Annotated in this window: 21 protein-coding genes and 1 tRNA gene; 13 read left to right on the top strand and 9 right to left on the bottom strand. The window is 75.3% G+C overall.

From position 1 onward, the window contains the following. Positions 1-225: 225 nt before the first annotated feature. The 9 genes from ACF09E_RS10125 to ACF09E_RS10165 all read left to right on the top strand — a co-directional run bounded on the left by ACF09E_RS10125 (position 226) and on the right by ACF09E_RS10165 (position 12,712). On the top strand, positions 226-1,227 hold the full coding sequence (locus tag ACF09E_RS10125) for a hypothetical protein (protein WP_392204722.1): 1,002 nt from the start codon (positions 226-228) through the stop codon (positions 1,225-1,227). Further along, the gene (locus tag ACF09E_RS10130) at positions 1,224-2,312 is read left to right on the top strand and encodes a hypothetical protein (protein ID WP_392204723.1); all 1,089 of its coding nucleotides are present in this window, start codon (positions 1,224-1,226) and stop codon (positions 2,310-2,312) included. The genes ACF09E_RS10125 and ACF09E_RS10130 overlap by 4 nt, the downstream gene beginning before the upstream one ends. 113 nt (positions 2,313-2,425) lie before the next feature. After that, complete coding sequence (locus ACF09E_RS10135) at positions 2,426-2,596, top strand: hypothetical protein (protein WP_392204724.1); 171 nt, start codon at positions 2,426-2,428, stop codon at positions 2,594-2,596. Between the two features lie 69 nt (positions 2,597-2,665). Beyond that, entirely contained in the window at positions 2,666-5,980 is a 3,315-nt protein-coding gene (locus ACF09E_RS10140) for a CHAT domain-containing protein (RefSeq protein ID WP_392204725.1), read from the top strand. A 39-nt stretch (positions 5,981-6,019) separates the two neighbouring features. After that, positions 6,020-6,340: a hypothetical protein gene (locus ACF09E_RS10145; protein ID WP_392204726.1), complete on the top strand. Its 321-nt coding sequence runs from the start codon at positions 6,020-6,022 to the stop codon at positions 6,338-6,340. Further along, positions 6,337-7,038: a hypothetical protein gene (locus ACF09E_RS10150; protein WP_392204727.1), complete on the top strand. Its 702-nt coding sequence runs from the start codon at positions 6,337-6,339 to the stop codon at positions 7,036-7,038. Before ACF09E_RS10145 ends, ACF09E_RS10150 begins: the two co-directional genes overlap by 4 nt. A gap of 101 nt (positions 7,039-7,139) precedes the next feature. After that, positions 7,140-8,261: a hypothetical protein gene (locus tag ACF09E_RS10155; RefSeq protein ID WP_392204728.1), complete on the top strand. Its 1,122-nt coding sequence runs from the start codon at positions 7,140-7,142 to the stop codon at positions 8,259-8,261. A gap of 139 nt (positions 8,262-8,400) precedes the next feature. Next, positions 8,401-9,768: a pyridoxal phosphate-dependent decarboxylase family protein gene (locus ACF09E_RS10160; protein ID WP_392204729.1), complete on the top strand. Its 1,368-nt coding sequence runs from the start codon at positions 8,401-8,403 to the stop codon at positions 9,766-9,768. Positions 9,769-10,135: 367 nt separating this feature from the next. Further along, positions 10,136-12,712, top strand: coding sequence for a SpoIIE family protein phosphatase (locus ACF09E_RS10165; RefSeq protein WP_392204730.1), 2,577 nt, complete (start codon positions 10,136-10,138; stop codon positions 12,710-12,712). A gap of 177 nt (positions 12,713-12,889) precedes the next feature. Here the strand turns inward: ACF09E_RS10165 and ACF09E_RS10170 are convergent. The 6 genes from ACF09E_RS10170 to ACF09E_RS10195 all read right to left on the bottom strand — a co-directional run bounded on the left by ACF09E_RS10170 (position 12,890) and on the right by ACF09E_RS10195 (position 18,066). Then, positions 12,890-12,963 (bottom strand) — tRNA-Pro (locus ACF09E_RS10170). Positions 12,964-13,098: 135 nt separating this feature from the next. Further along, entirely contained in the window at positions 13,099-13,716 is a 618-nt protein-coding gene (locus ACF09E_RS10175; RefSeq protein WP_361856911.1) for an ATP/GTP-binding protein, read from the bottom strand. Then, positions 13,694-14,071, bottom strand: a complete 378-nt coding sequence (locus tag ACF09E_RS10180) for a DUF742 domain-containing protein (protein WP_392204731.1) — start codon at positions 14,069-14,071, stop codon at positions 13,694-13,696. The genes ACF09E_RS10175 and ACF09E_RS10180 overlap by 23 nt, the downstream gene beginning before the upstream one ends. Then, positions 14,068-14,502: a roadblock/LC7 domain-containing protein gene (locus tag ACF09E_RS10185; RefSeq protein WP_392204732.1), complete on the bottom strand. Its 435-nt coding sequence runs from the start codon at positions 14,500-14,502 to the stop codon at positions 14,068-14,070. Before ACF09E_RS10185 ends, ACF09E_RS10180 begins: the two co-directional genes overlap by 4 nt. A gap of 5 nt (positions 14,503-14,507) precedes the next feature. Next, entirely contained in the window at positions 14,508-16,289 is a 1,782-nt protein-coding gene (locus ACF09E_RS10190) for an ATP-binding protein (RefSeq protein ID WP_392204733.1), read from the bottom strand. Between the two features lie 520 nt (positions 16,290-16,809). Then, positions 16,810-18,066 (bottom strand): MBL fold metallo-hydrolase, encoded by a 1,257-nt coding sequence (locus ACF09E_RS10195; protein WP_392204734.1) that lies wholly within the window; start codon positions 18,064-18,066, stop codon positions 16,810-16,812. Between the two features lie 153 nt (positions 18,067-18,219). Here ACF09E_RS10195 and ACF09E_RS10200 point away from each other — a divergent pair, with 153 nt between their 5' ends. Together ACF09E_RS10200 and ACF09E_RS10205 are read left to right on the top strand one after the other, a co-directional pair. Further along, the gene (locus ACF09E_RS10200; RefSeq protein WP_392204735.1) at positions 18,220-19,398 is read left to right on the top strand and encodes a Glu/Leu/Phe/Val dehydrogenase dimerization domain-containing protein; all 1,179 of its coding nucleotides are present in this window, start codon (positions 18,220-18,222) and stop codon (positions 19,396-19,398) included. A 64-nt stretch (positions 19,399-19,462) separates the two neighbouring features. Then, positions 19,463-20,125, top strand: a complete 663-nt coding sequence (locus ACF09E_RS10205) for a TetR/AcrR family transcriptional regulator (RefSeq protein WP_392204736.1) — start codon at positions 19,463-19,465, stop codon at positions 20,123-20,125. A gap of 315 nt (positions 20,126-20,440) precedes the next feature. On the opposite strand, the gene ACF09E_RS10210 is transcribed toward ACF09E_RS10205, so the two are convergent. The 3 genes from ACF09E_RS10210 to ACF09E_RS10220 all read right to left on the bottom strand — a co-directional run bounded on the left by ACF09E_RS10210 (position 20,441) and on the right by ACF09E_RS10220 (position 22,826). Then, positions 20,441-21,208 (bottom strand): SIMPL domain-containing protein, encoded by a 768-nt coding sequence (locus tag ACF09E_RS10210; protein ID WP_392204737.1) that lies wholly within the window; start codon positions 21,206-21,208, stop codon positions 20,441-20,443. Positions 21,209-21,379: 171 nt separating this feature from the next. Further along, the gene (locus tag ACF09E_RS10215; RefSeq protein WP_392204738.1) at positions 21,380-22,474 is read right to left on the bottom strand and encodes a DUF6745 domain-containing protein; all 1,095 of its coding nucleotides are present in this window, start codon (positions 22,472-22,474) and stop codon (positions 21,380-21,382) included. Between the two features lie 25 nt (positions 22,475-22,499). Continuing rightward, positions 22,500-22,826, bottom strand: coding sequence for a hypothetical protein (locus ACF09E_RS10220; RefSeq protein WP_388795666.1), 327 nt, complete (start codon positions 22,824-22,826; stop codon positions 22,500-22,502). 219 nt (positions 22,827-23,045) lie between these two features. Here ACF09E_RS10220 and ACF09E_RS10225 point away from each other — a divergent pair, with 219 nt between their 5' ends. Both ACF09E_RS10225 and ACF09E_RS10230 read left to right on the top strand, forming a co-directional pair. Continuing rightward, on the top strand, positions 23,046-24,011 hold the full coding sequence (locus tag ACF09E_RS10225; protein ID WP_392204739.1) for an STM4015 family protein: 966 nt from the start codon (positions 23,046-23,048) through the stop codon (positions 24,009-24,011). Next, on the top strand, positions 24,008-25,183 hold the full coding sequence (locus ACF09E_RS10230; RefSeq protein ID WP_392204740.1) for an STM4014 family protein: 1,176 nt from the start codon (positions 24,008-24,010) through the stop codon (positions 25,181-25,183). Before ACF09E_RS10225 ends, ACF09E_RS10230 begins: the two co-directional genes overlap by 4 nt. The last annotated feature ends 2 nt before the right edge of the window (positions 25,184-25,185 follow it).

Here is a 25,185-nt window from a genome sequence, read left to right on the forward strand (position 1 = left end):
CTGGGGTCTCCTTGCCGACCGGGGGATCGGCGCACGGACGGGGCTGCGCCGACGTGAAGGGGTGGGGACGAACGCATGACTGCACACGACAGGGGCGCTGCCGGGACAGGCAGCATCGGCCTGCCGCCGCTCAACTTGGTTGAAAGACTACCAAGTTGGGCGCTCCGCACCGGGGATTCCGCAGATCTCCGCCCATCGGGGGACGGGCGTCCGTCCACGGGCGGGGTGGTGCGCCGGCTCGCGGCGCGGCTCCAGGAGCGCCTGCTGGGCGGCACCTCCGTCTCCCTGGGCCCGACCCGCGCCGGATACGCCCTCGCGATGGCCCTGTGGTGCCTGGCCGGGGTCGTCCTGATCGGCGCGGAGACCCGCTTCATGGGGGCCTGGGAGGACGAGCTGCACCGCGCCGACCGTGTCCCGGCGGTCCCGGGCCAGGTGCTGACCGTGCCGAGGACCGGGGAGTACGCCCTGTACGCGGACGGACCGGCCGGGTCCGCCCTGCCCGAGCTCGTCGGGCCGCGCATCGCGCTGATCCCGGAGAGGAAGGGCGCGAAGCCGCCCCGCCTCCTCTACCGGTACGACGTCGCGAACGGCATCGCGTACGCCGTCCGGGACGGGGCGGGGCGGCTGCGGCAGGGCCGGATCGTGGAGAACGGCAAGCGGATCGAGGCCGGCCGGTACGCCCTGCGGATCGGCACGGGGCAGCGGCCGGGCACCGAGCTGGTGATCGCCTCGCGGCCGAGCCGGTGGATCGGGGCGGCCGCCTTCGGCGGCTCGCTGGCGGGCGGCTGCGCGGTGGCCGCCGTGGTGCTGGCCGGGGTGACCTGGAGCCGCCGGCGGAACGGCCGGCGGCGTCTGTTCGGCTCCGGTGCCGGGGCGCCGGTCCGGCCGGCCCTGACGGTCCTGCTGCCGTCGGCGGCGGCGCTGGCCGCGCTGATCGGCGTGGCCCTGGGAACGACCACGGGCTACGGCTCGTACTCGCTGGTCGAGCACTTCCCGCTGCCCCCGCTGTACGTGGTCGGCGGCGCCCCGGTGCGCGACGTGGCGGTGGCGGCACTGCTGATGGCTCTCGTGCCCTGGCAGCTGTTCCGGCTCGCCGGGCACCTGCGGTCGGCCGGGCGGGCGCCGGCCTCGGCCCTGGCCTGCACCGCGGCCGTGTTCGCGGTGCCCGGCGTGGTGCTCCTCGGCATCCTCACCCTGATCGAGCCGCTGGGGCGGTGGGCGGCATGAGCGACTCCCGCCTGTCCGGGCCCGTCGACCCGTTGAGCGCAGCGGCGGGAGCCGCCGGGACCACGGAAGCCCCGCCGCCGACGAGCCCGAAGCCGCGCCGGCGGCGGGCCTGGAAGCGCCCCGGGGACAGGGCCGTCGCGACCCTCGCCCTGGCCGGTGTGCTGCTCGGCGCCGGGGGCTGCCTGCTGCCGTGGACCGCCGGCCCGGACGCCGACCTCGTCCCCTCGGGCGCCCATCCCACCGTCGGCGTCGTCGGCCTGGGCACGACCCTGGGCTGGGCGGGCGGCGACGCCCGCGTCTCCCTCCTGCTGCTGCTCCTCGCCCTCCCGGCGGTGCTCGCCTGGTACCTCGGCTGGTGCGGCGTCCGCCAGCGGATCAGCGGGGCGGCCGCCGGCCTCGCCGCCCTCCTGTGGACCGTGACGGCCCTGGTCTCCGACCCCGACCCCGCCACCTGGGAGGGCGTGCCGCTCGACGTGTCTCTCGGCCCCGGCGGCCTTCTGACGGCGGCGGGCGCGGCCCTGGTGGCCGTGGCCTCCCTGACGGCCCGGCGCGACCCGCTCAGCGACTTCCTCGCCGCCGCCCGGCGGGTCCACTCCCTGTGGCTGCGCGGGGACCGGGTCGAAGCCGTACGGCGGAGCCAGGGCCTGCTCGCGCGGGGCGACCGCACCCTCGGGGACCGTGATCCGGACGTGCGGAACCTGTGGTTCGTCCACGCCCTGATGCTCGCCGAACTCGGTGCCGTGCCCCAGGCCGTACGGTCCGCGACCGTGGCGGCGGCCCGCTGGGTGGACCGGGACCGCGCCCGGGAGCACGCGCGCGCACGAGGCCGTGCGGCCAGCACCTCGGGCCCGCGGTGGCTGGTCGCCCTGCACCGCGACGGCGGCGCGTACACGACCTGGGCCGTCCTGCTCACCACCGACGCGGTGCCGGTCCTCCTCGGCAAGGCGACCCGGGTCCTCGTCGCCGAACCGGGCCCGCTGGCCCTGCTCCAGGAGGCCCTGCCGGAGATCCAGGCCGCACTCGCCGCGGAGGCGACCGCACATCTGCCCGCACAGTCCGCACCGCAGGCACCGCCCGCACGATGAGGAGAAGAACATGAACTGGCAGAAACTGCTCAGGACGACAGGGGAGTTCGTCCAGCACGCCACCTACGCGGCGCTGGTCGAGGCTGCGCGCCGACGACGACACGGCCCACGCGATGGTCGCCCGGTACGCGGAGGCCGGCCCGGCCGACGAGCGGGCCCGTCTGGAGGAGGCCCTCATCACCCACGCGACCACCCACTTCGACCTCCAGGCCCGCGCCCGGATGATGCGCTTCTACGGCACCTTCAAGGTCGTCGAGATGCTCTGCCACGGCGGTCTGCGATGAGCCGGATCCCCCGGCGCGAAGGGACGGAGGACGCCGGTGGGCGAGAGCCGTTGGAGTGAGGACAAGGCCATGTCCCAGGAGATGCTGGTCTGGCAGATCCGGCAGCGCGCCGAGGCCCTCGGCGACGTCGCCGTGCTGGACCGGGCGACCGAGCTCGCGGTGACGCTGGTGGGCCACACGCCGGCCGGGCACGAGCGGCGCCGGCTGAGGCTCGCCATGGGGGCCGAACTTCTGGTCCTCCGCTTCGAGTGGGCCGGCCGGTCCCCGCAGGACCTGGAGGTCGCGTGCGAGATGGCCGGCCTGATCCCGGAGGCCCCGCCCGGTGAGCTCCGGCTGGCGCCGTACATCCTGAACGTCCGCGCACAGGCGTGGTACATGCTGGGCAACACGCGCGGAGACACCGCGGCCCTGGGGCAGGTGCTCCGGGTCCTGGACGAACCGCGGCCGCCGACCGCCCTGGACGCGGGCCACCAGCAGCTGTTCGACGCGCAGGCGTGCAGTCTCCGTGGGCTGGCCGAGCTCGCCCTCTTCCGTCATACCGGCGAGGGAGGCCTCCTGGAAGGGGCCGTCAGGCACGCGCGCAGGGCCGTCGAGACCTTCCCCGAAGCGAGCGACCTCCCCCTTGATCCGGGGCCGGCCCGGGCGGTACTCCGGGTCAACCTCGGTGAGACGCTGCGGTACCGGTACCACCAGACCGGTGCCGAGAGCGATCTGACGGACGCGTTCGACGCCCTGACCCGTGCGCTCGCCGAACTGCCGGTGTCCCACCCGGCCCTGGCCATCGCGCTCACCAACCTGGGCGGGATCCTCCAGGCCGCGTACCACGCCCAGGGTGATGAAGACCTTCTCGTCGCCGCCGTGGACCAGTTCCGGAAGGTCCTCGTGGCGACCGATTCGGCAGACAGCCGGCTGCCGCAGCGCCGCTCGAACCTGGTGCTCGCCCTGCTGATGGCCCACGACTACACCGGGAGCCACGAGCCGTTGCACGAAGCGGTCGCACTCGCCCGGCAGGCCGTCATCCCGGGCGACTGGTCGGGCGGCCACCTCTCGGCGCACACCGACGTCTACTCCGCGGGCGCGCTCGGGGCGGCCCTCGTCCGGCGCGGCGACCTCCTCCACGAGGCGGCGGACTTCACGGAGGCCGTGGACGTCCTGCTGCGTGCCGCCGCCGTACCGGCGGAGGGTGACCCGGAACTGCCCGACCTGCTGCAGCTCCTGGCGGACGCGCACTTCGCCCGCTACGACGCCTTCGGCGACCCGGCGGACCTCGAAGCGGCGACCGCGACGGCGCAGCGGATGCTCTCGCTCCCCCACATCTACAGCACCGACGAGGTGCAGTGCCTGATACAGCTGGCCCGCTTCCGGATGCGGGCGGCCGCCCGGCACGCCCCCGGCACCCCCGACTCGGCTCGGGCCCGGCTGGCCGAACTCGACGCGGCGGTCTCCGTGCACCGGCGGCTCGTGTCGCTGACCGGCTCCGACGCCTTCGACGCCGTGGCGCGCGCGGTGGGCCTCTGCGACGCACTCGGCAAGCGGTACCGACTGACCGGCGCCCCGCAGGACCTGACGGACGCCCTGGCCCTGAGCGCGGCCGCCGCCCTGAACGAACGGGCCGGGGAGTACGACCGGCTGGCCGCCCTGCGCCTGTACGCAGAACTCCTCTGGGACAGGGCCGAACGGGACGGGGACCTCGCCGACCTGCGGCAGGCGATGGAGCTCTGGAAGATCACCGCGACGAGCCCCCTGCTGACCCCGGAGTCCCGGGTCCAGGACGCCAGGCGGAGGGCGGCGGGTGCCGCCTCCTTGGAGGAGTGGTCCGAGGCGACCGACGCGTTGACGGGGGCGGTCGCCCTCCTGCCCCAGCTCGCGTGGCACGGGACGGGCTGGTCCAGCCGGGAGAACGTCCTCGAAGGGCTGGCCGGGCTGGCCTCCGACGCGGCCGCCTGCGCGACCCGCGCGGACCGGCCGCGGGAGGCCCTCACGCTCCTCGAACGGGGCCGCAGCGTGCTGTGGCGGCAGGTCCTGCACTTCCGGGCCGATCTGACGGCCCTGCGGGAGGAGCATCCGGACCTGGTCCGGGACCTGGAGGAGACCCGGGAGGCCATGCGGCGCGGCGGCGGGTCCGGCCGCTTCCTGCCCGCGCCCCGGGACGGCGACGCACCGGACACGCGGATGCGCGGCCCGGAGGTGGACCGCCACATGGCGCTCGCCCGCCGCTGGGACGACCTGGTGGCCCGGGTGCGCGCGCTGCCGGGGCAGGAGCAGTTCCTGCGGGTCCCGCCGTTCGCGGGTGTCCCCGAGCACGGGCCGGACCTGGCCGTGCTCAACGTCAGCGTCTACGGCTGTCACGCCCTGCTGGTACGGGGCGGCGCGGTCACCGCGCTGCCCCTCGCGACGACGCTGGACGAGGTCTCCGGACACACGCAGCGGTTCCTCGACGCGGTGGACTCTCCCGAGACCGGCGCCGCCGCCCCCGAGCCGCTCGGCTCCCCCACGGGCGGCGAACTGCCCGCCGACGTGGCCGCCGACGCCCTCGCCTGGCTGTACGAGAAGGTCGCGGGGCCCGTCCTCGACGCCTTCGGCGTACCGGACCGGGCACCCGACGGCCGGGACGCGCCGCGGATCGTCTGGAGCCCCACCGGGCCCCTGACGTTCCTGCCGCTGCACGCCGCGGGGCTCCACACCACCCGGCACCACGCCGCGCCGCGGACGGTGATGGACCGTGCGGTGTCCTCGTACAGCCCCTCCCTGGACTCGGTCAGGGACGACGGCGCGGCTCCCGGGGTCCGTTCGGTGCTGCCTCCGTCCGGGCGCGGGCTGCTCGTGGTCGACGTCGGCGACCTTCCCCACCCGCGCGACCTGCCGGGCGCGAAGGCGGAGGCGGACCTGCTGGAGGACCTCTTCCCGGAGGCCCTGCGCCTGTCGGGCGTCCGGGCCGACCGCGACTCCGTCCTGCGTGGCCTGGACGCCTGCTCCTGGGCGCACTTCGCCTGCCACGGCGCCCAGACGGTGGACGACCCCTCGGCGGCGGGCCTGGTCCTGCACGGGGAGGAGGTCTCCCTCGCCGACCTCAGCCGGGCCAGGCGGACCCCCGCGCGGCTGGCGTTCCTGTCCGCCTGCGACACGTTCCGCGGGGGCGGGCGCGTCGCCGACGAGTCCCTGACCCTCGCGACCGGGCTGCGGACGGCCGGCTGGCACGACGTGGTGGCGGCCGTGTACCAGGCGGACGACGCCGTCTCCGGCCAGATCGTCCACGCCGTCTACGCGGGGCTGGTGGCCGGCCGGCCGGTGCACGAGGCCCTGCACGAGGCGGTCCTGCGCTGGCGGGACATCCTGCCCGTCGACCCGCGCCCCTGGGCCCACTTCGTCCACATCGGCCCCTGAGCCGCCACCGCGGCCGGTGGCGCCGACGAGAGGAGCACCATGCCGTCACAGCATCCCCAGGCGGGACCGTCCCTGCCGTTCCTCCGCGTCACGGAGGCCGGTTACGCGGACACCGCGGCCCGCACGTTCGCCGTGGACCGGGGACCCGGCGGGGTCGTACGCCTCACCGGGCCCTGCCCCCGGTGCGGGGCGTGGATCTCGCCGCCCGCCGTCGCGGAGACCGTACGCAGCCGGGACACCACCGGGCCCGGCCTGGTCACTGTGGTGTGCGACTGCGAGGAGCCGCATCCGCAGCGCCCGGCCAACCGCACGGGATGCGGGGCCTATTGGAACCTGATGATCGAGGAGGTACACCGATGACCTCGCCACCCGGCGGCCCGGGCAGCCGACCTCCACCGGGCGCGGGCAGCAGCACACCACCGATCCCGGGGGCACGGCTGCGGCCGGGACACGCGGCCACGGCGGCGGACCTCCGGCGGGCCGAGTTCCTCGCCGAACAGCTCGGCCCCAACGGCGAGTTGCGCAGGGTCCGGATGGCCGCCACCGCCTGGCGGAACGGCCTCGCCGGTCTGCTGCTCGCTCTCACCGGCTTCACCCTGATCACCGGGCGGTCGGACGTCGGACAGCTGGCCCGCCCGGCCGGCATCGCCGCGGGGCTCCTGCTGGCCGCTTCGCTGACCGCGGGCGGCGCCGGTGCCTGGCTGCTCCTCCGGGCCGCCCACGGGGTGCCGCGGGTCCTGCCCGCGACCGGGCCCGTCGACCCGGTGGCCCTCGACCACGAGGAGGCCCTGGACGCCCTGCGGGACCTGCGCGCCGGACGGCTCCTCGTCCTGCTGCACACCGTGCTGCTGGCCGCCGCCGTGGGGACCACCTGGTACGGGCCGGCCCGCGAGGACCCGGTGCTCCGGATCCGTACGGACACGCAGTCGGTGTGCGGCACTCCGGGCGCGGTCCGCGGCGGCGTCCTGGAGCTGAAGGCCCCGGAGGGCCCTCTCGCGGTGGACCTGCGCCGGGTCACGCAGCTGGCTCCGGCCGCGTCCTGCCCGCCCGCCCCCTGACGGGCGAGCGGCGCTCGGGGCCCGACCGCGGACCGCGCCGCGGCCGCTGTCGGAGGCGCGTCGTACGCTGCCCCGAGTCCGACTGCCCCTGGGAGATCAGCTTGTCCGTCCGTGCTCGGCTCCGTGCCACCGTCCCCGCTCTCCTGCCCGCCGCGGAGGCCGGGCCGCCGGAGATCACCGGGCCGCCGGGGCGGCGGATGCTCGTCCAGCGCGACGACGGAGAGATCGTGGTCCAGCCGCTGGACGACTCCTTCGCCCCGCGCGGGGCGTCCGTCCGCTTCCCCGCACCGTGGCCCCGCCACCGCGGGACCTGGGAGGTGGCGCCGGACGCCGGCCTGGCCGTGTTCGCCGGGGTGCACGCCGTGCGTGCGGTGGATCCGTCGGGGGCGACCCGCTGGGAGGTTCGCCACGGCTGCTGGTACGGCGCCTGCCGGGAGTCGCACGCCTCGTACGAGGCGTACGCCGAGCGGCCGGACCACCGCTACCCCGACAGCGGTTCGGCCGGGTTCTCCGCGGACGGCCGGCTCGTCTGGGCGCACGTCCGCGGTCCGCTGCCCGGGGGCGAGTCGAGTCCCGACACGGTCGACGAGTGGCTCGTCGTCGACGCCGGGAGCGGCCGTGTGCTCGGGCGCGCGGACGCCGGGGCGGCCGCGGCCGGCAGCATCCACGTCCCCCACCCGACCGATCCCGCCCAGATGGGGCTGAGCATCGGCGAGGGCCAGGACGGCGCCCCGCTGCGCTGGGGCCGCTGGGACGGGAGCGGACTGACGGTGGACCGCCTGGACGAGGGCCAGTGCCTGCTGGGCCTCAGTCCCTCCGGCGACCGGCTCATGACCGTCTCCCACGACCAGGACTCCCTCGCCGTACGGGACTCAGCGGGCGCGGTCGTGGAAGCCCTGGACTGGAACGCCGAGAAGGTGATCCCCCGGCACCCGGACGCCGGTGAGGAGGCCGACGAGGACGAGGTGGAGCGCTGCTGGGACTGGGCCGGCGGCTTCCTCGACGAGACGACGCTGGTCGCCTCGACCGTCGAGTGCGACGCGGAGTGGGGGCGGGGCCGTCACTGGCTGGTCGCCGCGACGGACGCGCGCGCCGTCGTCCCGATCACGTACCCCTCGCGGGTCACCGGTGAGCCGACGGCCCTGGGGGGCGGGGTCTGGTCGACGCCGTCGGAGGCACGCGACGTCCTCCACGTCTGGGAACTCGACGGGCGCGACGGCTGATCCCGCCGACGGGCGGGCAGCTCCCGGGCGCGGGTCAGCAGCCCGCACGGGGACATCGCGGCCGGGAGGCGCCCCGTCCCGTGCGGGTCCGCGCGCGGTCGGCTTGCGGGGCGGGGTCGACGGTCGCATAGTCCGAGGTATGGACGCGCGCGAGGCGGCGCTCCGACAGGCGTACGCGCATGCGGTCCGGTGGCTGGCGAGCCTGCCGGACCGCGATGTGCCGGCCCGCGCGTCGGTCGACGAGATCGTGGGCGCGCTCGGCGCCGAACTGCCCGCCGGTCCCAGCCCGCCCGCCGAGGTCGTCGACCTGCTGGCCACGGCCTGTGAGCCGGGTCTCACCGCCTTCCCCGCCGGCCGCTTCTTCGGCTTCGTGGTCGGCGGCACCGAACCGGCCGCGCTCGCCGCCGACTGGCTGGTCAGCGCATGGGACCAGAACGCCGTGATGCGTACCGTGTCGCCCGCGTACGCGGCGGCGGAGGAGATCGCCGGAGACTGGCTGCTCGATCTGCTCGGCCTTCCCGCGGAGAGCGCCGTCGGCTTCACGACGGGCGCGACGATGGCCAACTTCACGTGCCTCGCCGCCGCGCGGGACACGGTGCTGAGGGCCGCCGGCCGGAACGTCGCCCGCGACGGCCTCGCGGGCGGCCCGCGGGTGCGGGTCGTCGCCGGGGAGTCCCGGCACATGGCCGTCGACCTGGCCCTGCGCCATCTCGGTCTCGGGCGGCCCGAGTCGGTGGCGGCGGACGCTCAGGGGCGGATGGAGCCCGAGGCCCTGCGGACGGTACTGGCGGCGGGAGGCCGGAGTCCCACGATCGTCGTCCTTCAGGCCGGGGACATCCACTCCGGTGCCTTCGACCCCTTCGCGCCGTGCGTCCGCGCGGCGCGCGAGGCGGACGCCTGGGTCCACGTGGACGGGGCCTTCGGCCTGTGGGCGGCCGCCGCACCGCGCCGGGCAGGCCTGACGGCGGGCTGCGCGGACGCGGACTCCTGGGCGACGGACGCCCACAAGACGTTGAACGTCCCCTACGACTGCGGCCTCGCGATCGTGCGCGACGCGTCAGCGGTGCGGGCGGCGATGGGCCAGCGCGGGGACTACCTCATTCAGCACGAGCACGGCGACCCCGTCGACAAGGTGCCCGAACTGTCCCGGCGCGGAAGGGCGTTCACGGTCTGGGCGGCCCTCAGGTCGCTCGGCCGCTCGGGCGTGTCCGACCTCGTCGAGCGCCTGTGCCACCATGCCTCGGCGTTCGCCGCCGGTATCGCCGGCATCGAGGGCGCGACCGTCCTCAACGAGGTCGCGTTCACCCAGGTCTGCGCCTCGTTCGGCACCGACGAACGCACCGACCGGATCCTCGCCCGCCTGCTCGACGACGGCACGGCGTGGATCAGCGGCTCCACCTGGCAGGGCAGACGCGTGATGCGGATCTCGGTGAGCAACTGGTCGACCACCGAAGAGGACGTGACCCGCACCCTCACGGCGATCCGCCGGGCGGCAGCGGACACCTGACCACCACCGGGCACTCCCCTACCGGCATGGCGACGGCTCCCGACGGGGCGAGGGAGTGGTGTGTCAGTGCTGCTCGGCGAAGTGGGCGTGGACGGCGTCGAGCAGGCGGCGGACGCGTGCGCGGGTCACGAAGGGCATGACGGCGGCGAAGGCCATGTCGAACTCCTCGGGCGTCCGGACCCCCCACCGCCCCCGGAACCTACTGTCGCGGTCCGGATGCTCACGGTGCGCACCGGGAGCCCTGGCCCGAGGGAGGTGCTACAACTGGGGTTGTGAGCCCGTCTCGTCTCCCGTGCCCGGCGTACCCGTGCGGTCGAACCTAGGCAGAAGATTCGGAAGCGTCGCCGGACAGGTCTTCGTCCTTCAGGTGGCGATCGTGGTGCTGCTCGCCGCCGGGGCGCTCCTGGCCCTCCTGCTGCAGTCGCGCTACGACATCGACCGTGAGGCCCGCAACAGGTCGGTCTCCGTGGCGCAGACCTTCGCGAACTCCCTGGGCCTGCAGGAAGCGCTCGACTCGCCGGACCCGTCCGCGGAGCTGCAGCCCCTCGCCGAGGAGACGCGCAAGGACGCCGGGGTGGACTTCATCGTCGTGATGGACACGAACGGCATCCGCTACAGCCACCCCCAGCCTGACCGCATCGGCGAGCAGTTCGTCGGCACGATCGGGCCCTCCCTCGCCGGCGAGGTGTACACCGAGAGCGTGAAGGGGCCACTGGGCAAGGAGATCCAGGCGATCGTCCCGGTCACCTCGCCCGAGGGCGAGGTCGTCGCCCTGGTCTCGGCGGGTCTGACCGTGGACAGCGTGACCGGCATCGCCGACCGTCAGCTTCCGGTCATCCTCCTCGCCATCGCCGTCGGGCTGGCTCTGGCCACCGTCGGCACGGCGCTGATCAGCCGGAGACTGCGCCGCCAGACCCACGGGCTCGGCACGCAGGAGATGACCCGTATGTACGAGCACCATGACGCGGTGCTCCACTCCGTCCGCGAAGGGGTGCTGATCACGGACGGCGAAGGACGACTACTCCTGGCGAACGACGAGGCCGGACGGCTGCTCGGCCTGCCGGACGACGCCGAAGGACGCCCTGTCGACGAGGTCGGCATGGATCGCCGCATGGCGGAACTGCTGCTCTCCGGCCGGGTGGCCACCGACGAGGTGCTGGAGGCCGGGGACCGGCTGCTCGTCGTCAATCAGCGGCCCACGCTCCCCAAGGGCTCGGCGGTCACCATCCGCGACTCCACCGAGATACAGCTGCTGAGCAGCCGGGCGGAGACGGCCCGCAAGCGCCTCAAGCTGCTGTACGACGCCGGGGGTGACATCGGCACCACCCTCGACGTGGTCCGCACCGCCGAGGAGCTGGCGGACGTCGCCGTTCCCCAGTTCGCGGACTTCGTCACGGTCGACCTCGCCGACCCGGTGCTGAAGGGCGACGAGCCCGGCCCGGGCGCCGACATGCGGCGCACCGCCGTCAGCGGCATCCGGGCCGACCACCCGTTGTACCCGCTCGGCGCACTGATCGACTTCCTGCCGTCCACGCCGCAGGCCCGCGGCTACGACACGGGTACGACCGAGCTCGTACCCGATCTGCACGACGCGCCGGGCTGGCACGCCCAGGACCCCCTGCGGACGTCCCAGATCGTCGACTACGGCATCCACTCGCTCATCGCGGCGCCGCTGAAGGCCAGAGGTGTCGTGCTCGGGATCGTCAACTTCTGGCGGTCCCAGAAGCCGGAGCCGTTCGACGAGGACGACCTGTCCCTGGCCGAGGAGCTCGTCGGCCGAGCCGCCGTCACCATGGACAACGCGCGCCGCTACACCCGCGAGCACAATCTCGCCGTGACGCTCCAGCGCAGCCTGCTGCCGCGGGACCTGCCCGAGCAGAGCGCGGTGGACGCCGCTCACTTCTACCAGCCCGCCCAGTCCGGAGTGGGCGGGGACTGGTTCGACGTGATCCCGCTGTCGGGCAGCCGCGTCGGGCTCGTCGTCGGAGACGTCGTCGGGCACGGCCTGCATGCCGCGGCCACCATGGGGCGGCTGCGCACGGCCGTGCACAACTTCTCCTCCCTGGACCTGCCGCCCGACGAACTCCTCGCCCGTCTCGACAACCTCGTCCAGCGCATGGACCAGGAAGGCGACGGCACGTCCTCGGACGGCGGCGTCCTCGGCGCGACCTGTCTGTACGCCGTATACGACCCGGTCTCCCGGAACTGCACCATGGCACGGGCAGGACACGTGCCACCGCTCGTGGTCGCCCCGGACGGCACGACGACGATCTCGGAACTGCCGGCCGGTCCCCCGCTCGGGCTGGGAGGCATGCCGTTCGAGACGATGGAACTGCGGCTGGCGGAGGGCAGCCAGCTCGTCCTGTACACCGACGGGCTCGTCGAGGAGCGGAGCCGGGACATCTCCGAGGGCCTGGAGAGGCTGCGCACGGCCCTGAGCCACCCCGACCGGGACCCGCAGGCCAGCCTCCGCGCGGTGCTCGACGCCCTGCTCCCCGTCCAGCCGGCGGACGACATCGCGCTGCTGATCGCCCGGACACGAACCCTGGGCCCCGACCGCGTCGCGGAGTGGGACGTGCCGTTCGATCCGAGCGAGGTCGGCGCGATACGCGGCCTCGCAGCCGGGCAACTGGAGAAGTGGGGCCTGGAGGAACTGGCGTTCACCACGGAGCTGATCCTCAGCGAGCTCATCACCAACGCCATCCGGTACGCCGCCGCGCCGGTTCGCGTGCGCCTGTTGCACGATCGCACCCTGACCTGCGAGGTGTGGGACGGCAGCAGTACCGCCCCGCACCTGCGGTACGCCACCACCACGGACGAGGGAGGCCGCGGACTGTTCCTGGTGGCCCAGCTCAGTGAGCACTGGGGCACCCGGTACACCCCGGAAGGCAAGGCGATCTGGGCCGAGCAGGCCCTGCCGGCGGCCGACGGTGTGCTCCCCTAGAGCGCGGTCGTCGGGCCGACCGCCGTAGCGGCCGGGAGACGCGCATCGGACAGCCGTCCAGTTCGGTGTGCCGCCCGAGCGCCGTTGCGGGAGTCGCCGCCCGTCGCAGACGCCGAAAAGCATCGTAGGCCGCTTCAGATTGCTCTGAAGCGGCCTACGATCTGCGACTCTTTCGAGTCGGGACGACAGGATTTGAACCTGCGACCCCTTGACCCCCAGTCAAGTGCGCTACCAAGCTGCGCCACGTCCCGATGCCCGTCTGACCTGGGGTTTCCCCCGGCTGGACGCGCATGAGAACAATACCGCACTTTCCCTGGTGGTCACGAACCCTTTCCCGGTGCCCCGGAGCGGGCGCGGAGGAGGGTGGTGGCCGGTGGGGTCGTACGTCATGGCGTGCCTCCGTGGCGGGGCGCAGCGGCCGGGACCGCGGTGAGGAGGTACTGGACGAGGGTGAGCAGGGTCTGGATGCCGGAGCTGGCCATGCGGGCGTCGCAGAGGACGACCGGCACCTCCGGCGCGAGGTCGAGAGCGGTCCTCACCTCGTCCGCCTCGTAGCGGAAGGCGCCGTCGAACTCGTTGACGGCTACGACGAACCGGATGCCGCGCCGCTCGAAGAAGTCCACGGCGGAGAAGCACTCCTGGAGCCGGCGGGTGTCGGCCAGGACGACCGCGCCGAGCGCGCCCTCGGAGAGCTGGTCCCACATGAACCAGAAGCGTTCCTGGCCGGGGCTGCCGAAGAGGTACAGGACGTGGCGGTCGTCGAGCGTGATGCGGCCGAAGTCCATGGCCACGGTGGTCGTGGTCTTGGACTCCACGCCCTCCAGGCTGTCGGTGCCGACGCTGACCGAGGTCAGCAGTTCCTCGGTGCTCAGCGGCGCGATCTCGCTGACCGCGCCCACGAACGTGGTCTTGCCCACGCCGAAGCCGCCCGCCACCAGGATCTTGAGCGCGGTGGGGAAGGAGTCGGTCGGGAGGGGGCGGTCAGAGCCGCTGTCGTAGGCCATGGAGCACTGCCTCCAGCAGGGATCGGTCGGTCGGGTGGGTGTGGAAGCGGGGGGCGCGGGCCGTGAGCGCCCCGCAGGCCACGAGGTCGGCGAGCAGCACCTTGGTGACGCCCGCGGGCAGCCGCAGGTGCGCGGCGACCTCGGCCACCGAGGTGGGTCCGGAGCAGAGCCCGAGGGCCAGGCCGTGCTCCGGACCCAGGTGTGCCTGGGGTGACGCGCCGGTCGCCATCACCAGCGACAGCAGGTCCAGTGCGGCGGTCGGCTCGGTCCGGCCGCCGCTGACGGTGTACGGGCGGATGAGCCGGCCGGCCGCGTCGTCGAGCCAGGGACCTTCCGCGGGGGAGGTCGTGTTCACCGGCCGGTGCCGCCCGAGGCGTCGGCCGCCTGCCGGGCGGGGGTGACCAGGTAGGGCCGGACGCTCTTGACGAGCATCGCCATCTCGTAGCCGAGGACGGCGGCGTCCGCCTCGCGGCCGGCGAGGACCGCGAGGCAGGTGCCGGAGCCGGCCGTGGACACGAACAGCAGGGTGGAGTCGAGTTCGACGACGACCTGCCGGACCTCGCCGCCGTCGCCGAAGCGGGCGCCGGCGCTGCGGCCGAGGGAGTACAGGCCTGAGGCGAGGGCCGCCATGTGGTCGGCGGCGTCGGGGTCGAGGCCGTGGACGGACTTCACGAGGCCGTCGGAGGAGAGCAGCACGGCGTTGCGGGTGTAGGGGACGCGCTGGACCAGTCCGCCCAGCAGCCAGTCGAGGTCGGAGGAATGGCCGGTGGGCGCGTGGCTCGCCATGGTGTCTACTCCTTGTGCGCGTCGCCCGGAGGGGGCGGCTCGTGGGGGGCGGGTCGGGATTCGGCGAGGCCGATGCCGCGCTGGAAGGCGGCCATCAGGCCGGGGTCGTGCAGGGTGTGCTCCTCGGTGCCGCGGTCGGCGGGCTCGTCGCGCAGCTGCGGGACGAGGTGCTCCTGGGCGCGCCGCTTGGGGAGGAGGGGCCGTCCGCCCGCCTCGGCGGCCGGTGGGAACGCCGGGAGCGGTGCCAGGAGGTCGGCGGGCGGGCCCGGTGGGTGCGCCGCCGCGGCCGGGTCGTCCGGCGTCGGGCCCGGGTCCGCCGGGCCGCGGGGCGGCTCGTCGGCCCGGGGGTGGGTGAGCGGTGCGCGGGCGGTGGCCGGGTCGTGGTGGACGGCGGTCCACTCCGGGAAGGGCACGGGGTCGGGTACGGCTCCGGCGGAGGCCGTGGTGTCCGGGGCCGCGGGCGCCGGGCGGGGGTCCGGTGCCGGTGCGGTCACGGGGACGGCCTCGGAGGCCGGGGCGGTCGTGGGGTCCGGCGTGCGGGTCTGGGCGGTCGTCGCGGGTGCGGGCTCCGCGGCCGTGGGGGCGGACTCCGCCGTGCGTCCCTGCGGGGGGACCGCCGCGGGCCCGGTGGTCGTGACGCCCTGGCCCTCGCGCGGGGGGAGCCCGTCGGGGTCGGGTCCGAGGAGGCCCTGCGGGAGCACGAGCACGGCCTGGACGCCGCCGTAGATGTTGGACTGGAGCCGTACGGCGATGCCGTGGCGGCGGGCGAGGGCGGCGACGACGAAGAGTCCGATGCGGCCGTCCTGGAGCAGGTGGGCGACGCTGACCTGGTCGGGGGCGGCGAGCAGCGCGTTCATCCTGTTCTGCTCGGTGAGGGGCATGCCGAGACCGCGGTCCTCGACCTCGACGGCCAGACCGGCCGTGACGTACTGGGCGCGCAGCAGCACGGTGGTGTGGGGCGCGGAGAACAGGGTGGCGTTCTCGACGAGTTCGGCGAGGAGGTGGATGACGTCGGCCACGGCGTGGCCGCGGAGTGTGCCCTCGACCGGGGGGACGAGCTTCACTCGCGGGTACTGCTCGACCTCGGCGATGGAGGAGCGCAGCACCTCGGACAGGGTGACGGGGTGGGACCACTGGCGGCGGGAGACGGCGCCGCCGAGCACGGCGAGGTTCTCGGCGTGCCGGCGGATGCGGGTGGCGAGGTGGTCGACGTGGAACAGGCCCTTGAGCAGCTTCGGGTCCTCGGCCTCGTTCTCCAGCTCGTCGAGGAGCTGGATCTCGCGGTGCACCAGGGACTGGAGTCGTCGGGCGAGGTTGACGAAGACCTCGACCTTCTGTTCGTCGCCGGCGCTGCTGGAGAGCCTGGAGGCCTGGACGACGGCGGCCACGGCGACCTCGTGGGAGCGGGCCAGCTCGTGGGAGAGCAGGTCGAACGCGTCTCCGGAGGCGGCGCCGGTCGTGGGGGCCGGCCGGGGCGCCGGCTCCTCGCCCCTGCGCAGCTGGTCGACGACGGTCTGCAGTTCGGCCTGGTGGCGGGCGCCGGCGCGGCGCAGGGCGTGGCACCGGTCGAGGACCGTCCTGGCCACCCGGTCCGCGCCCAGGGCGGCGGCCGTCACAGAGGCCACGGTGATCGCCGCGGCGCCGGTGAGCGCGGCCCAGAGCCCGGGGGTCGGGGTGGCGCCGGTGGAGCGGAGGGTGAAGAGCACGGCCGCGGCCCAGCCCAGGGCGACCGCGACGGCGGGCAGGACGGATGTACGAAGGAGTGAGGGGCGTATCCGCGTTTCCACCGGCTGCGGGGCGGGGGTCCGGGGGGAGGTTCCGCCGCCGGGGCCGGGGGCGGGGCGGGTGCCTGACCGGCCGTGCCGCCCGCTCTCGCGTCGTTCGGACCGCGGGGCGGGTGCGCGAAGTTGAGACATGGGGGTCCTTGGTGCGTACGTGCCCAGGAATCGCTGTACTGCGGGTGAGCTGCGGGGGTGGACGACGGGGGGACTGCGCGGAGATGGTCCGAGGGGTGCGCGACGGGACAGGCGCGTCACCCTGCGATAATCACCGGCCACACACTGTAGTCGTCAACCGTTCACGCGGGGTGCACAGTTGGCAAAACCACCCGTGGGTGGCGGGCTCGCCACCGCCGGCCCACCCGCGGGCCGGGAGGATTCGGCCGAGATCCGTGGGGGCGGGCGGGGGTCACGGCGACGGGCGGGAACGCGCGAGGGCGGAGGCGTCCTCACGCCTCCGCCCTCCGCGGACATGCCGCCCGGCGGGAATCCCGGGCGGGGTGCGGACCCGTCCGGCCCGCTCGTGGTCTCAGGGGGTCCGCGCCGCCTCCGGCGCGCCCCGGCCGGTGTCCGTGCCGGGTCCGCCCGCGGACGGACCCGCGTCCGCGTCCGGCGCGGCGACGGTGCCGGCGTCGTCGGCGGGGGCCGGGGCCGCCCAGCCGCCGGAGGGGATCCGGGCGACGGAGCGCCACCAGGGGTGGTCGGGCAGCCGTTCGGAGCCCGGCTCGAAGGGCTCGCCCGGGATCGGCAGGGCGATCCGCTGGGCGGCTCCGGCGGCGGCCTCGACGGTGCCCTCCCCCGGCTCGGCCCACGGGTGCGGGGCGAGGTTGAAGGTGCCCCAGTGGATCGGCAGCATGACCCCGGCGGGCGCTCCGCCCTGGAGGTCGAGGTGGGCCCGCATGCCCTCGGCGGGGGTCATGTGGATGTCGGTCCAGAACTCCGAGTACGCACCGATCTGGATCATGGTGGCGTCGAAGGGGCCGTGGGCCGCGCCGATGTCCTTGAACCCGGAGAAGTACCCGGTGTCCCCGCTGTGGAAGATCCGGTGGGCGGGGCCGGCCACGACCCAGGAGGCCCAGAGCGTCATCTGCCGGTTGCGCAGGCCGCGGCCGCAGAAGTGCCGGGCCGGGGTGGCCGTCAGCCGCAGGTCGCCGATCCCGGTGGACTCGTTCCAGTCCAGCTCGCGCAGCCGGGAGGGCGCCACGCCCCAGCGCTCCAGGTGGGCGCCGACGCCGAGCGGCACGGCGAAGACGGTGTCGGTGGCGGCGAGCGCCTTGATCGTCGGCAGGTCGAGGTGGTCGTAGTGGTCGTGCGAGATCACGACGACGTCGACCGGGCCGAGCGCGGCGAGCGGCGCGGGCACCGGGTGGAGCCGCTTGGGGCCGGCGAAGGGGAAGGGGGAGCAGCGGTCGCCCCAGACCGGGTCGAAGAGCACCCGGTGGCCGTCGATCTCCGCGAGGACGCCGGAGTGCCCCATCCAGGTCAGGCGGAGCCCGGTGGCCGGGGGGCCGGCCAGGTCGGCGACCGTGGTGGGGTGGACCGGGATCGTGCCGGTGGGGGCGCGGCGCGAGCGGGCTTCCTTGTCGAAGTAGATCTTGGCGAACTCGACGCCGGAGCCCGAGGGGCCCCGGCGGGCGGGCTCGGGGTTCTGGAAGATCCCGTCCGCGAAGTTCGGCGAACGGTGGATACGGGCGAGGCGCTCGCCCGTGGGGTCCGCGCCGAAGGACTCGGGGCGCAGCGCGCGCAGCCGGGCCCGCGGCGAACGGTCGGAACCGGTACCGGTCACAGGACCTCCTGATCTCTGGGGGTCGTTCCATTATGGGCGGACCGGGCGGCGAACGGTCGGGGCGGGCGACTGTACTGAACCGCCGTTCAGTAGTATCGCTTGGTCGTACCGGTCGGTACGAGCGTACCCACCCCCCTCACGAGGAGATGTCCGATGAGTTCCGACCCGCTGCTCTCCATCGGCTGGACCGACCACGTGACCGGCCGTCGGGGCCATCTGGTGATCGACCGGCTGGTGCGCGGGGTGGCCAGCGGCGGCCTGCGGATGCGGGAGGGCTGCACCGCCGGGGAGGTCGCCGGGCTCGCCCGGGGGATGACCATGAAGGAGGCGCTGCACTACGACCCGGAGGGCCGGTACGTGCCGCTGGGCGGCGCCAAGGGCGGCATCGACTGCGACCCCCGCTCCCCCGAGGCGTACGGCGTCCTCGTGCGCTACCTGCGGGCGATGCGGCCCTACGTCGAGCGGTTCTGGACCACCGGGGAGGACCTGGGCCTCACCCAGGACCTGGTGGACCGGGCCGTGGCCGAGGTGGGCCTGGTCTCCTCCGTGCAGGCCGTGTATCCGCTCCTGGACGACGAGGAGGCGGCCCGCGCGCGGCTCGCGGACGCCTTCGCGATCGAGGTCGACGGCATCGGCCTCGACGAGCTGGTCGGCGGTCTCGGGGTCGCCGAGTCGGTCCTCACCGCCCTCGACCGGGCCGGCCGGGACCACGCCGGGACCCGGGTGTCGGTGCAGGGGCTCGGCACGATGGGCGGGGCGACCGCCCGTTTCCTGGCCCGCGCCGGACTGCGCGTGGTGGCCGTGGCCGACGTCCGCGGCACGATCGTGAACCCGGCCGGGCTGGACGTCGAGGCGCTGCTGGCCGCCCGGGACGGCCACGGCGCCGTCGACCGCGTCGCGCTGCGGCCGGGCGACCGGGAGGAGGCCGGGGACGCCTGGCTCGCGGCCGAGGCGGAGGTGCTGGTCCCGGCGGCCGTCTCGTACGCGATCGACGCCGGGAACCAGGGGCGGATCACGGCCCGCTGGATCGCCGAGGCGGCGAACATGCCGGTCCTGCCCGAGGCCGAGGAGGCCCTCGCCGCCCGCGGGATCACGGTGCTGCCCGACGTGGTCGTGAACTCGTGCACCAACGCCTGGTGGTGGTGGACGCTCTTCGGCGACATCGAGGCCGACGCCGGCCAGGCGTTCGCGCGGGTGCGCGGCGCGATGCGGCGGCTCGTCGGCGACGTCCTCGACCGGGCGGAGGCGGCCGGCACCGGACCGCGCGCCGCGGCGCACGCGCTGGTGGAGGAGCGACTGCCGCGGATCGCCGAACGCTACGGCTGGTACTGAACCCCGGCCTCCCCGTCCGCCGGGTCGATCATGCCCGCGTCACGTGCTGTGTAAGGTGCGTGACGTGGCAAGAGTGCGGTTGAGCGTGGCCGAGCGGCGGGAGGAGCTGCTGAGGGCCGCCGTCGAGCAGATCGAGGCGCGCGGGGTCGCGGCCGTCCGGATCGCCGACGTGGCCTCGGCACTCGGAGTGAGCAACGCGCTGGTGCTGTATCACTTCTCCTCCAAGGAGAAGCTGGTCGCCGCGGCCTTCGCGCACGCCGCCGAGGCCGACCTCGCGCATCTGCGGCGACTGCTCGGGCGCCGCTCCAGCGCCGTGCGCCGCCTCCGCGCCGCCGTCCGCTGGTACGCGCCGACCGGCCAGGCCAAGGGCTGGCGGCTGTGGATCGAGGGGTGGGCGGCCTCCCTGCGCGACCCCGAGCTCCGCCGGGTCGCCGCCTCCCTCGACAAGGAGTGGAAGACGGCGCTGACCCGGGTGATCGCGGAGGGGGCCGAGACCGGGGAGTTCCGCTGCGCGGACCCGGCGGCCGCCGCCTGGCGGCTCACCGCGTTCCTCGACGGCCTCGCCGTCCAGACGACGGCGTACGCGGGCTCGCTCTCCCGCAGTGCCATGCTCCGCTGGGCCGACGCCGCCCTCACCCGCGAGCTGGGCCTCCCCGACGCGGGATCCGGCACCGAGGAGCCCGAGGAGCCGCCCCATGACGATCCCCCCGCGTCCCCCGGCACCTGAGCCCCGCGACCGGAGGACCGCCCCCGCGCCGGAGCCCGCCGCGCCAGGCGGGGGTCCGGGCGTGTGAGGCGGTCCGGCAGCCTCAGGCGGATCGGGGCGCGTCGGCCGTCGGGTCCGGCCGCGGCGGCGTCAGGCGGGTCCGGCAGCCTCAGGCGGGTCCGGCCGTGTCGGCGTCAGGCGGGTCCGGCAGCCTCCGGCGGGTCCGGGGGCGTCGGCGTCCGGCAGGTCCGGGCCGGCCGCGTCCGTCAGGTCCGGGCGCGTCGGCGAGCGGACCTCGTGCGGCCGGCCCGGCGGACGCCGGCGCGGGCCGCCGGTTCACACCAGTTCGTAGACCGCCGACACCGTGACCTGCTCCTCGATCTCGCCGGGAGCCAGCGGCACGCCCGTCTCGTCATGGGCGACGCCGGGGGCGGCGCCGGGGCCCGGGCGCACGGACTCGCCCTCGCTGAGCGAGACCAGCCGGCCCAGCTCGTGGCCGCTGAGCCGGGCGTGCTGCGCCGCCTTGTCGTAGGCGTCCCGGTAGGCCGCCTCGCGTGCCTTCGCGCGCAGGGCCGACGGATCGGCGACGTCGAAGACGACGCCGTTGATCCGGCCCGAGTCCCCCGTGGCGTCGTTGACGGCGCCGATGACCTGCCCCGTCCGGTCCAGCTCGCGGACCTTCACCGAGAAGGCCTGCCCGGCCTGATAGCCGGTCACCTTGCTCTCCCCCTGGGCGTTCTGCGTGTAGACCGGGGAGAGCGAGAGGCTGTCCGTACGGATGTCCCGCTCGGCGATCCCCTGCCTGTCCAGCACGGCGAGCAGGGTCTCGGCCGCCGTGTGCTGCGCGGCCATCGCCTCCTTGGCGGTCGGCCGGCTCGCCTCGACCCCGATGGAGAGGATCGCCAGGTCGGGCGCGGCGGACGCACGGCCGTGGCCCGAGACGGTGACGGTGGCCGGCGCCTCCACCCGGGCGGTACGCGGAACCGTCCGCCCGGGCCCCGCGGCCAAGGCGGGCGCCGCGGTGCCGGCGAGCAGGCCGCCGAGCACGGCGGTGGCGGCGAGCAGACGGGCGGTACGGGCGGCGCTTGGCCGACGGATCGTCACGGGCGGTCCCTTCGAGGCTGGCTGCCGGGGGCTCCGGCGGGCACATCCCAGCACCCGCCACCGCGCCCTCCCGCACGCCACTCCCGGCCGCGGGCGCCCTTCACCTCTCCGTACCAGTCGCGTCGCGCACCGCCGTCCCACCGCTCCCGGTTCCCCGCGGCCGGGCCGCGCTCAGGTCTGGACGAGGGGCTCGTACGCGTCGGGGTGCAGCCCGAAGGTCCAGGCGACGCCCTCCCGCGCGGTCCTGGTCGCGGGCGGGACCCGCAGCCAGTAGGTGCGGTGGCTGCCGTCCGGCTCGGGCGTGGAGTTGACCACCTCGACCATCACGACGTCCTCGTCGTCGTCGAGCTCGATCCGCCACAGCACCCCGGTCTCGTCGCGGTGCTGGTGCCGGGCTCCGGAGACGGCGAGGTAGCGGTCGTAGCCGTAGTACTCCAGCATCACGCGCCGCAGTTCGGCGTTCTCCTCCGCCCGTATCCGCTCGGGCGTGAGGCCGGCGAGCCCGGCCAGGAAGTCGGCGGGCACGGTCATCCCGCGCCAGGCGTACAGGGCGAACCCGTCGGCGAAGGCCAGCGCGGGTCCGTCGCCCCGGTCGAGCCGTCCGGCCTCGTCGCGGTGCAGCTCGACGGGCCGCTCGCAGAGCACGGCGACGTTCTCGAACGGCCACCACCAGCCCGCGTTCACGGCGACGGCGGCGAGGCCGGCGAGGCGGTCGCCGTGGCCGTCGAAGGCGGCGAGCCAGGCCGCGTCGTGCTGGCCGAGCACCGCGTCGAGCAGCACGAGCCGCACGGCGGTCGCCTCCCGCGCGGAAGGCTCCGGACGGACGGACGCGCCGGCGGGACCGGCGGGCGCCGCCGGTCCGGTGCCGGTCGCCGCCTCCGTGACGCCGGCCCGTATCCGGTCGGCCAGACCGCGCGTGAGGTCCCACAGCGGGGCCCCGGTCGCCTGCCAGTGGGCGGCCCAGCCGGCCGGGCCGAGCGCGTCGTGGAGACGGCGCCGCTCCTCGGCCCAGGGCCGGGTGCGCACCTCGTCCCGGACCGAGCGGCCCTGGCCGCTCAGGCCCCGCGCGAGCGCGACGGCCGCGAGCGGCGAGTCCGCCCAGAGCACGCGGGCCGGCTCGGCGAGCCCCGCCGTGCGGTAGGCGAGCCGGACCCCGGCCTCCGCGGCGGCGCGGTCGGCCGGCCCGGTGGCCGCCGCGACGGACCGCCACCGGTCCAGTGCGGTGGTGCGGTGCGGGCCGGTGTCGGTGATGTCGGCGTGGTTCATGTGGAAGCCCCCAGGTCTCTCTCGGTCAGTCCGCGACGATCCGGTACGCCCCGGGCACGTACTCCCGCTGGCGCACCACCCGGTACCAGCCCTTGGGCAGCGGTATCGGGGCGTGCTCCTCGTGCACCACCCGGCCGCCCTCGGGCAGTTCGAGCAGCAGGGGGCCGAAGGGCCCGGGCTCCCGGACGAGCCGGCCGGGTCCGGGGACGGCGTGGGCGTGCCCGGTGACCTCGCCGAGGGCCAGGACCAACCGCCCCCTGCCGTCCCTCGGCTCCCCCGCCGCCGCCTTCGCCCGCTCCGGTACGGCCGTCTCCGCGACGGGCGCGATCAGTACGTCTCCCTGCCGGTACATGCCTCTCCCCTCCCGTCCGGCCCGATGCGGCCGAACACGGGAACGACGCTAGAGGGCGGGTCTGACAACGCCCCGCGATCACCGGCCGCCCGCGGCTCCCCGCTCCGGCTCCGGACCGCGCCGTCGGGACGGAGACCCGCCGGAGGGTGTTGTCGGTGCCGCTTGGTAGAACTCTCTGCATCAGCCGCACCACGCCGTCCGTCGCCGGGAGCCCCAGTCATGACCGTTGGCCACTACCTCGAGGAATTCCACGGGCTGCCCGTGTTCCCCTTCCCGGACACCGACGCGGACGGCCGGGTCGCGCTGCCCGACGCCGCCGCGGTGGCCTGGCGGCTCTCCTCGCCGACGTACTGCGAGAGCGACGACGAGCAGTGGGGCGCGCGCTTCGAGCGGTTCCTGAAGACGGTCGACACCGGCCGGGTGCGGGCGCTCGTCGTCGGCGGCTGGGACGAGGCCTACGAGAACTCCTCGGCGGACATCGTCACGGCCCTCATCGCCGCCAACGACCGGCTGACCTCCCTGGAGGCCGTCTTCCTCGGCGACATGACGGGCGAGGACTGCGAGATCTCCTGGATCATCCAGTCGGACGTGACCCCGCTGCTCGCCGCCTACCCGGCCCTGCGGGAGTTCGGCGTCCGCGGAGGCTCCGAGCTGGCGTTCCCGCCGGTCGAGCACACCGCCCTGGAGACGCTGGTCGTGGAGACCGGCGGCCTGGGGGCCGAGGTCGTGCGCGGGATCGTGGGCAGCGACCTGCCCGCCCTGGAGAACCTGGAACTCTGGCTCGGGACCGACGAGTACGGCGGCGACAGCACCGCCGACGACCTCGCGCCGCTGCTCTCCGGCGCGGCGTTCCCCGCCCTCCGCTCGCTCGGCCTGCGCAACAGCGTGATCCAGGACGCCGTCGCCGCGGCCGTGGCGGGCGCCCCGGTCGTCGCCCGGCTCGAGCGCCTCGACCTGTCCATGGGCGTGCTGACGGACGAGGGCGCGGCGGCGCTCCTGGACGGCCAGCCGCTGACCCACCTCGCCCGCCTCGACCTCTCCCACCACTACCTGTCGGACGCCGTGCAGAAGCGGGTGCTCGCCGCGCTCGCCCCGCACGGCGTGGACGTCGACCTCGACGACGCGCAGGAGGGCGACGAGGAGGAGGACGGCCGGGTCTGGCGCTACGTCGCGGTCGCCGAATGACCGGCCACCCGCGCCTCGTGGTCGTCGGCGTCCCGGCGGGCCGCCGCGTCGCGCTCCTCCAGGGCGCGCTGCGGTCCGCCGGGCTGCCCGAGGCGCGGGTGGTGTCCTGGCCCGAGGTGCTGCGCGGGACGGCGCGGTTCGCCGGGGGCGAGACCGTGCGCCTGGACTCGCCCGGCGAGGACCCGGAGGCCGACCGGCTGCTCCGGGAGGTCGACGATCCGGCCCGGGTCGAGGGCACCGGCCGCTGGTACGCGCGGTTCCTCGCGGCCACCGCGGAGCTCGCCCGGTCCGCGGCCGCGGCGGGCGCCGCGCTCGTCGACGACCCCGCCGAGCTGGCCGGTCTGTTCGACAAGCGGCTGAGCCACGGGCTCCTCCGCACCGCCGGGGTACCGGTGCCCGGATCGCCGACGTCCGGGCCCTCGGCGTCTCCCGTACGCGGCTGGGCGGACGTCCGGGCCCTGACCTCGGAGCCCGGGATGCGCCGGGTCTTCGTGAAGCTCGCCCACGGCTCCTCCGCGTCGGGGGTGCTCGCGGTCGAGACGAACGGGGCGGGACGGGTCCACGCCACCACCTCGGTGGAGCGCGGTCCCGGCGGCCTCCTCTTCAACTCCCTGAAGGTGCGGCGCTACACGAGCGAGCGCGAGGTCGGAGCGATCGTGGACGCCCTCGCCCCCGACGGGCTGCACGTCGAGCGCTGGCTGCCGAAGGCCGCGCAGGGCGGCCGGGCGGCCGATCTGCGGGTGGTGGTGGTCGACGGCCGGGCGACCCACGCCGTGCTGCGCACCAGCCGCTCCCCCATGACCAATCTCCATCTGGGCGGGGCCCGGGGCGACCTTTCCGCCGCCCGGGCCTCGATCGCCGCGGCGGGCGCGCGGTGGACGGACGCGCTCGGCGTGTGCGAGCGGGCCGCCTTGGCGTTCCCCGGCACCCGTTGTGTGGGCGTCGACCTGCTGCCGACCGCCGGCTGGCGCCGCTTCGCCGTGGGCGAGGTCAACGCCTTCGGCGATCTGCTGCCGGGCCTCACGGGGCTGCCGGGCAGCGGCGCCGAGGGCCTCGACACGTACGGCGCCCAGGTCGCCGCCCTGTTCCCGCGCGCCCGTCGCACCACCCCCGCCGCCCATGCCACCGCCACCGCCGCCAGCACCAGCACCACAGGAACGAGCACCGCGTGAAC

Origin of the sequence: Streptomyces sp. NPDC014891 (genome assembly GCF_043081085.1) — a bacterium.
Classification (GTDB): Bacteria; Actinomycetota; Actinomycetes; order Streptomycetales; family Streptomycetaceae; genus Streptomyces.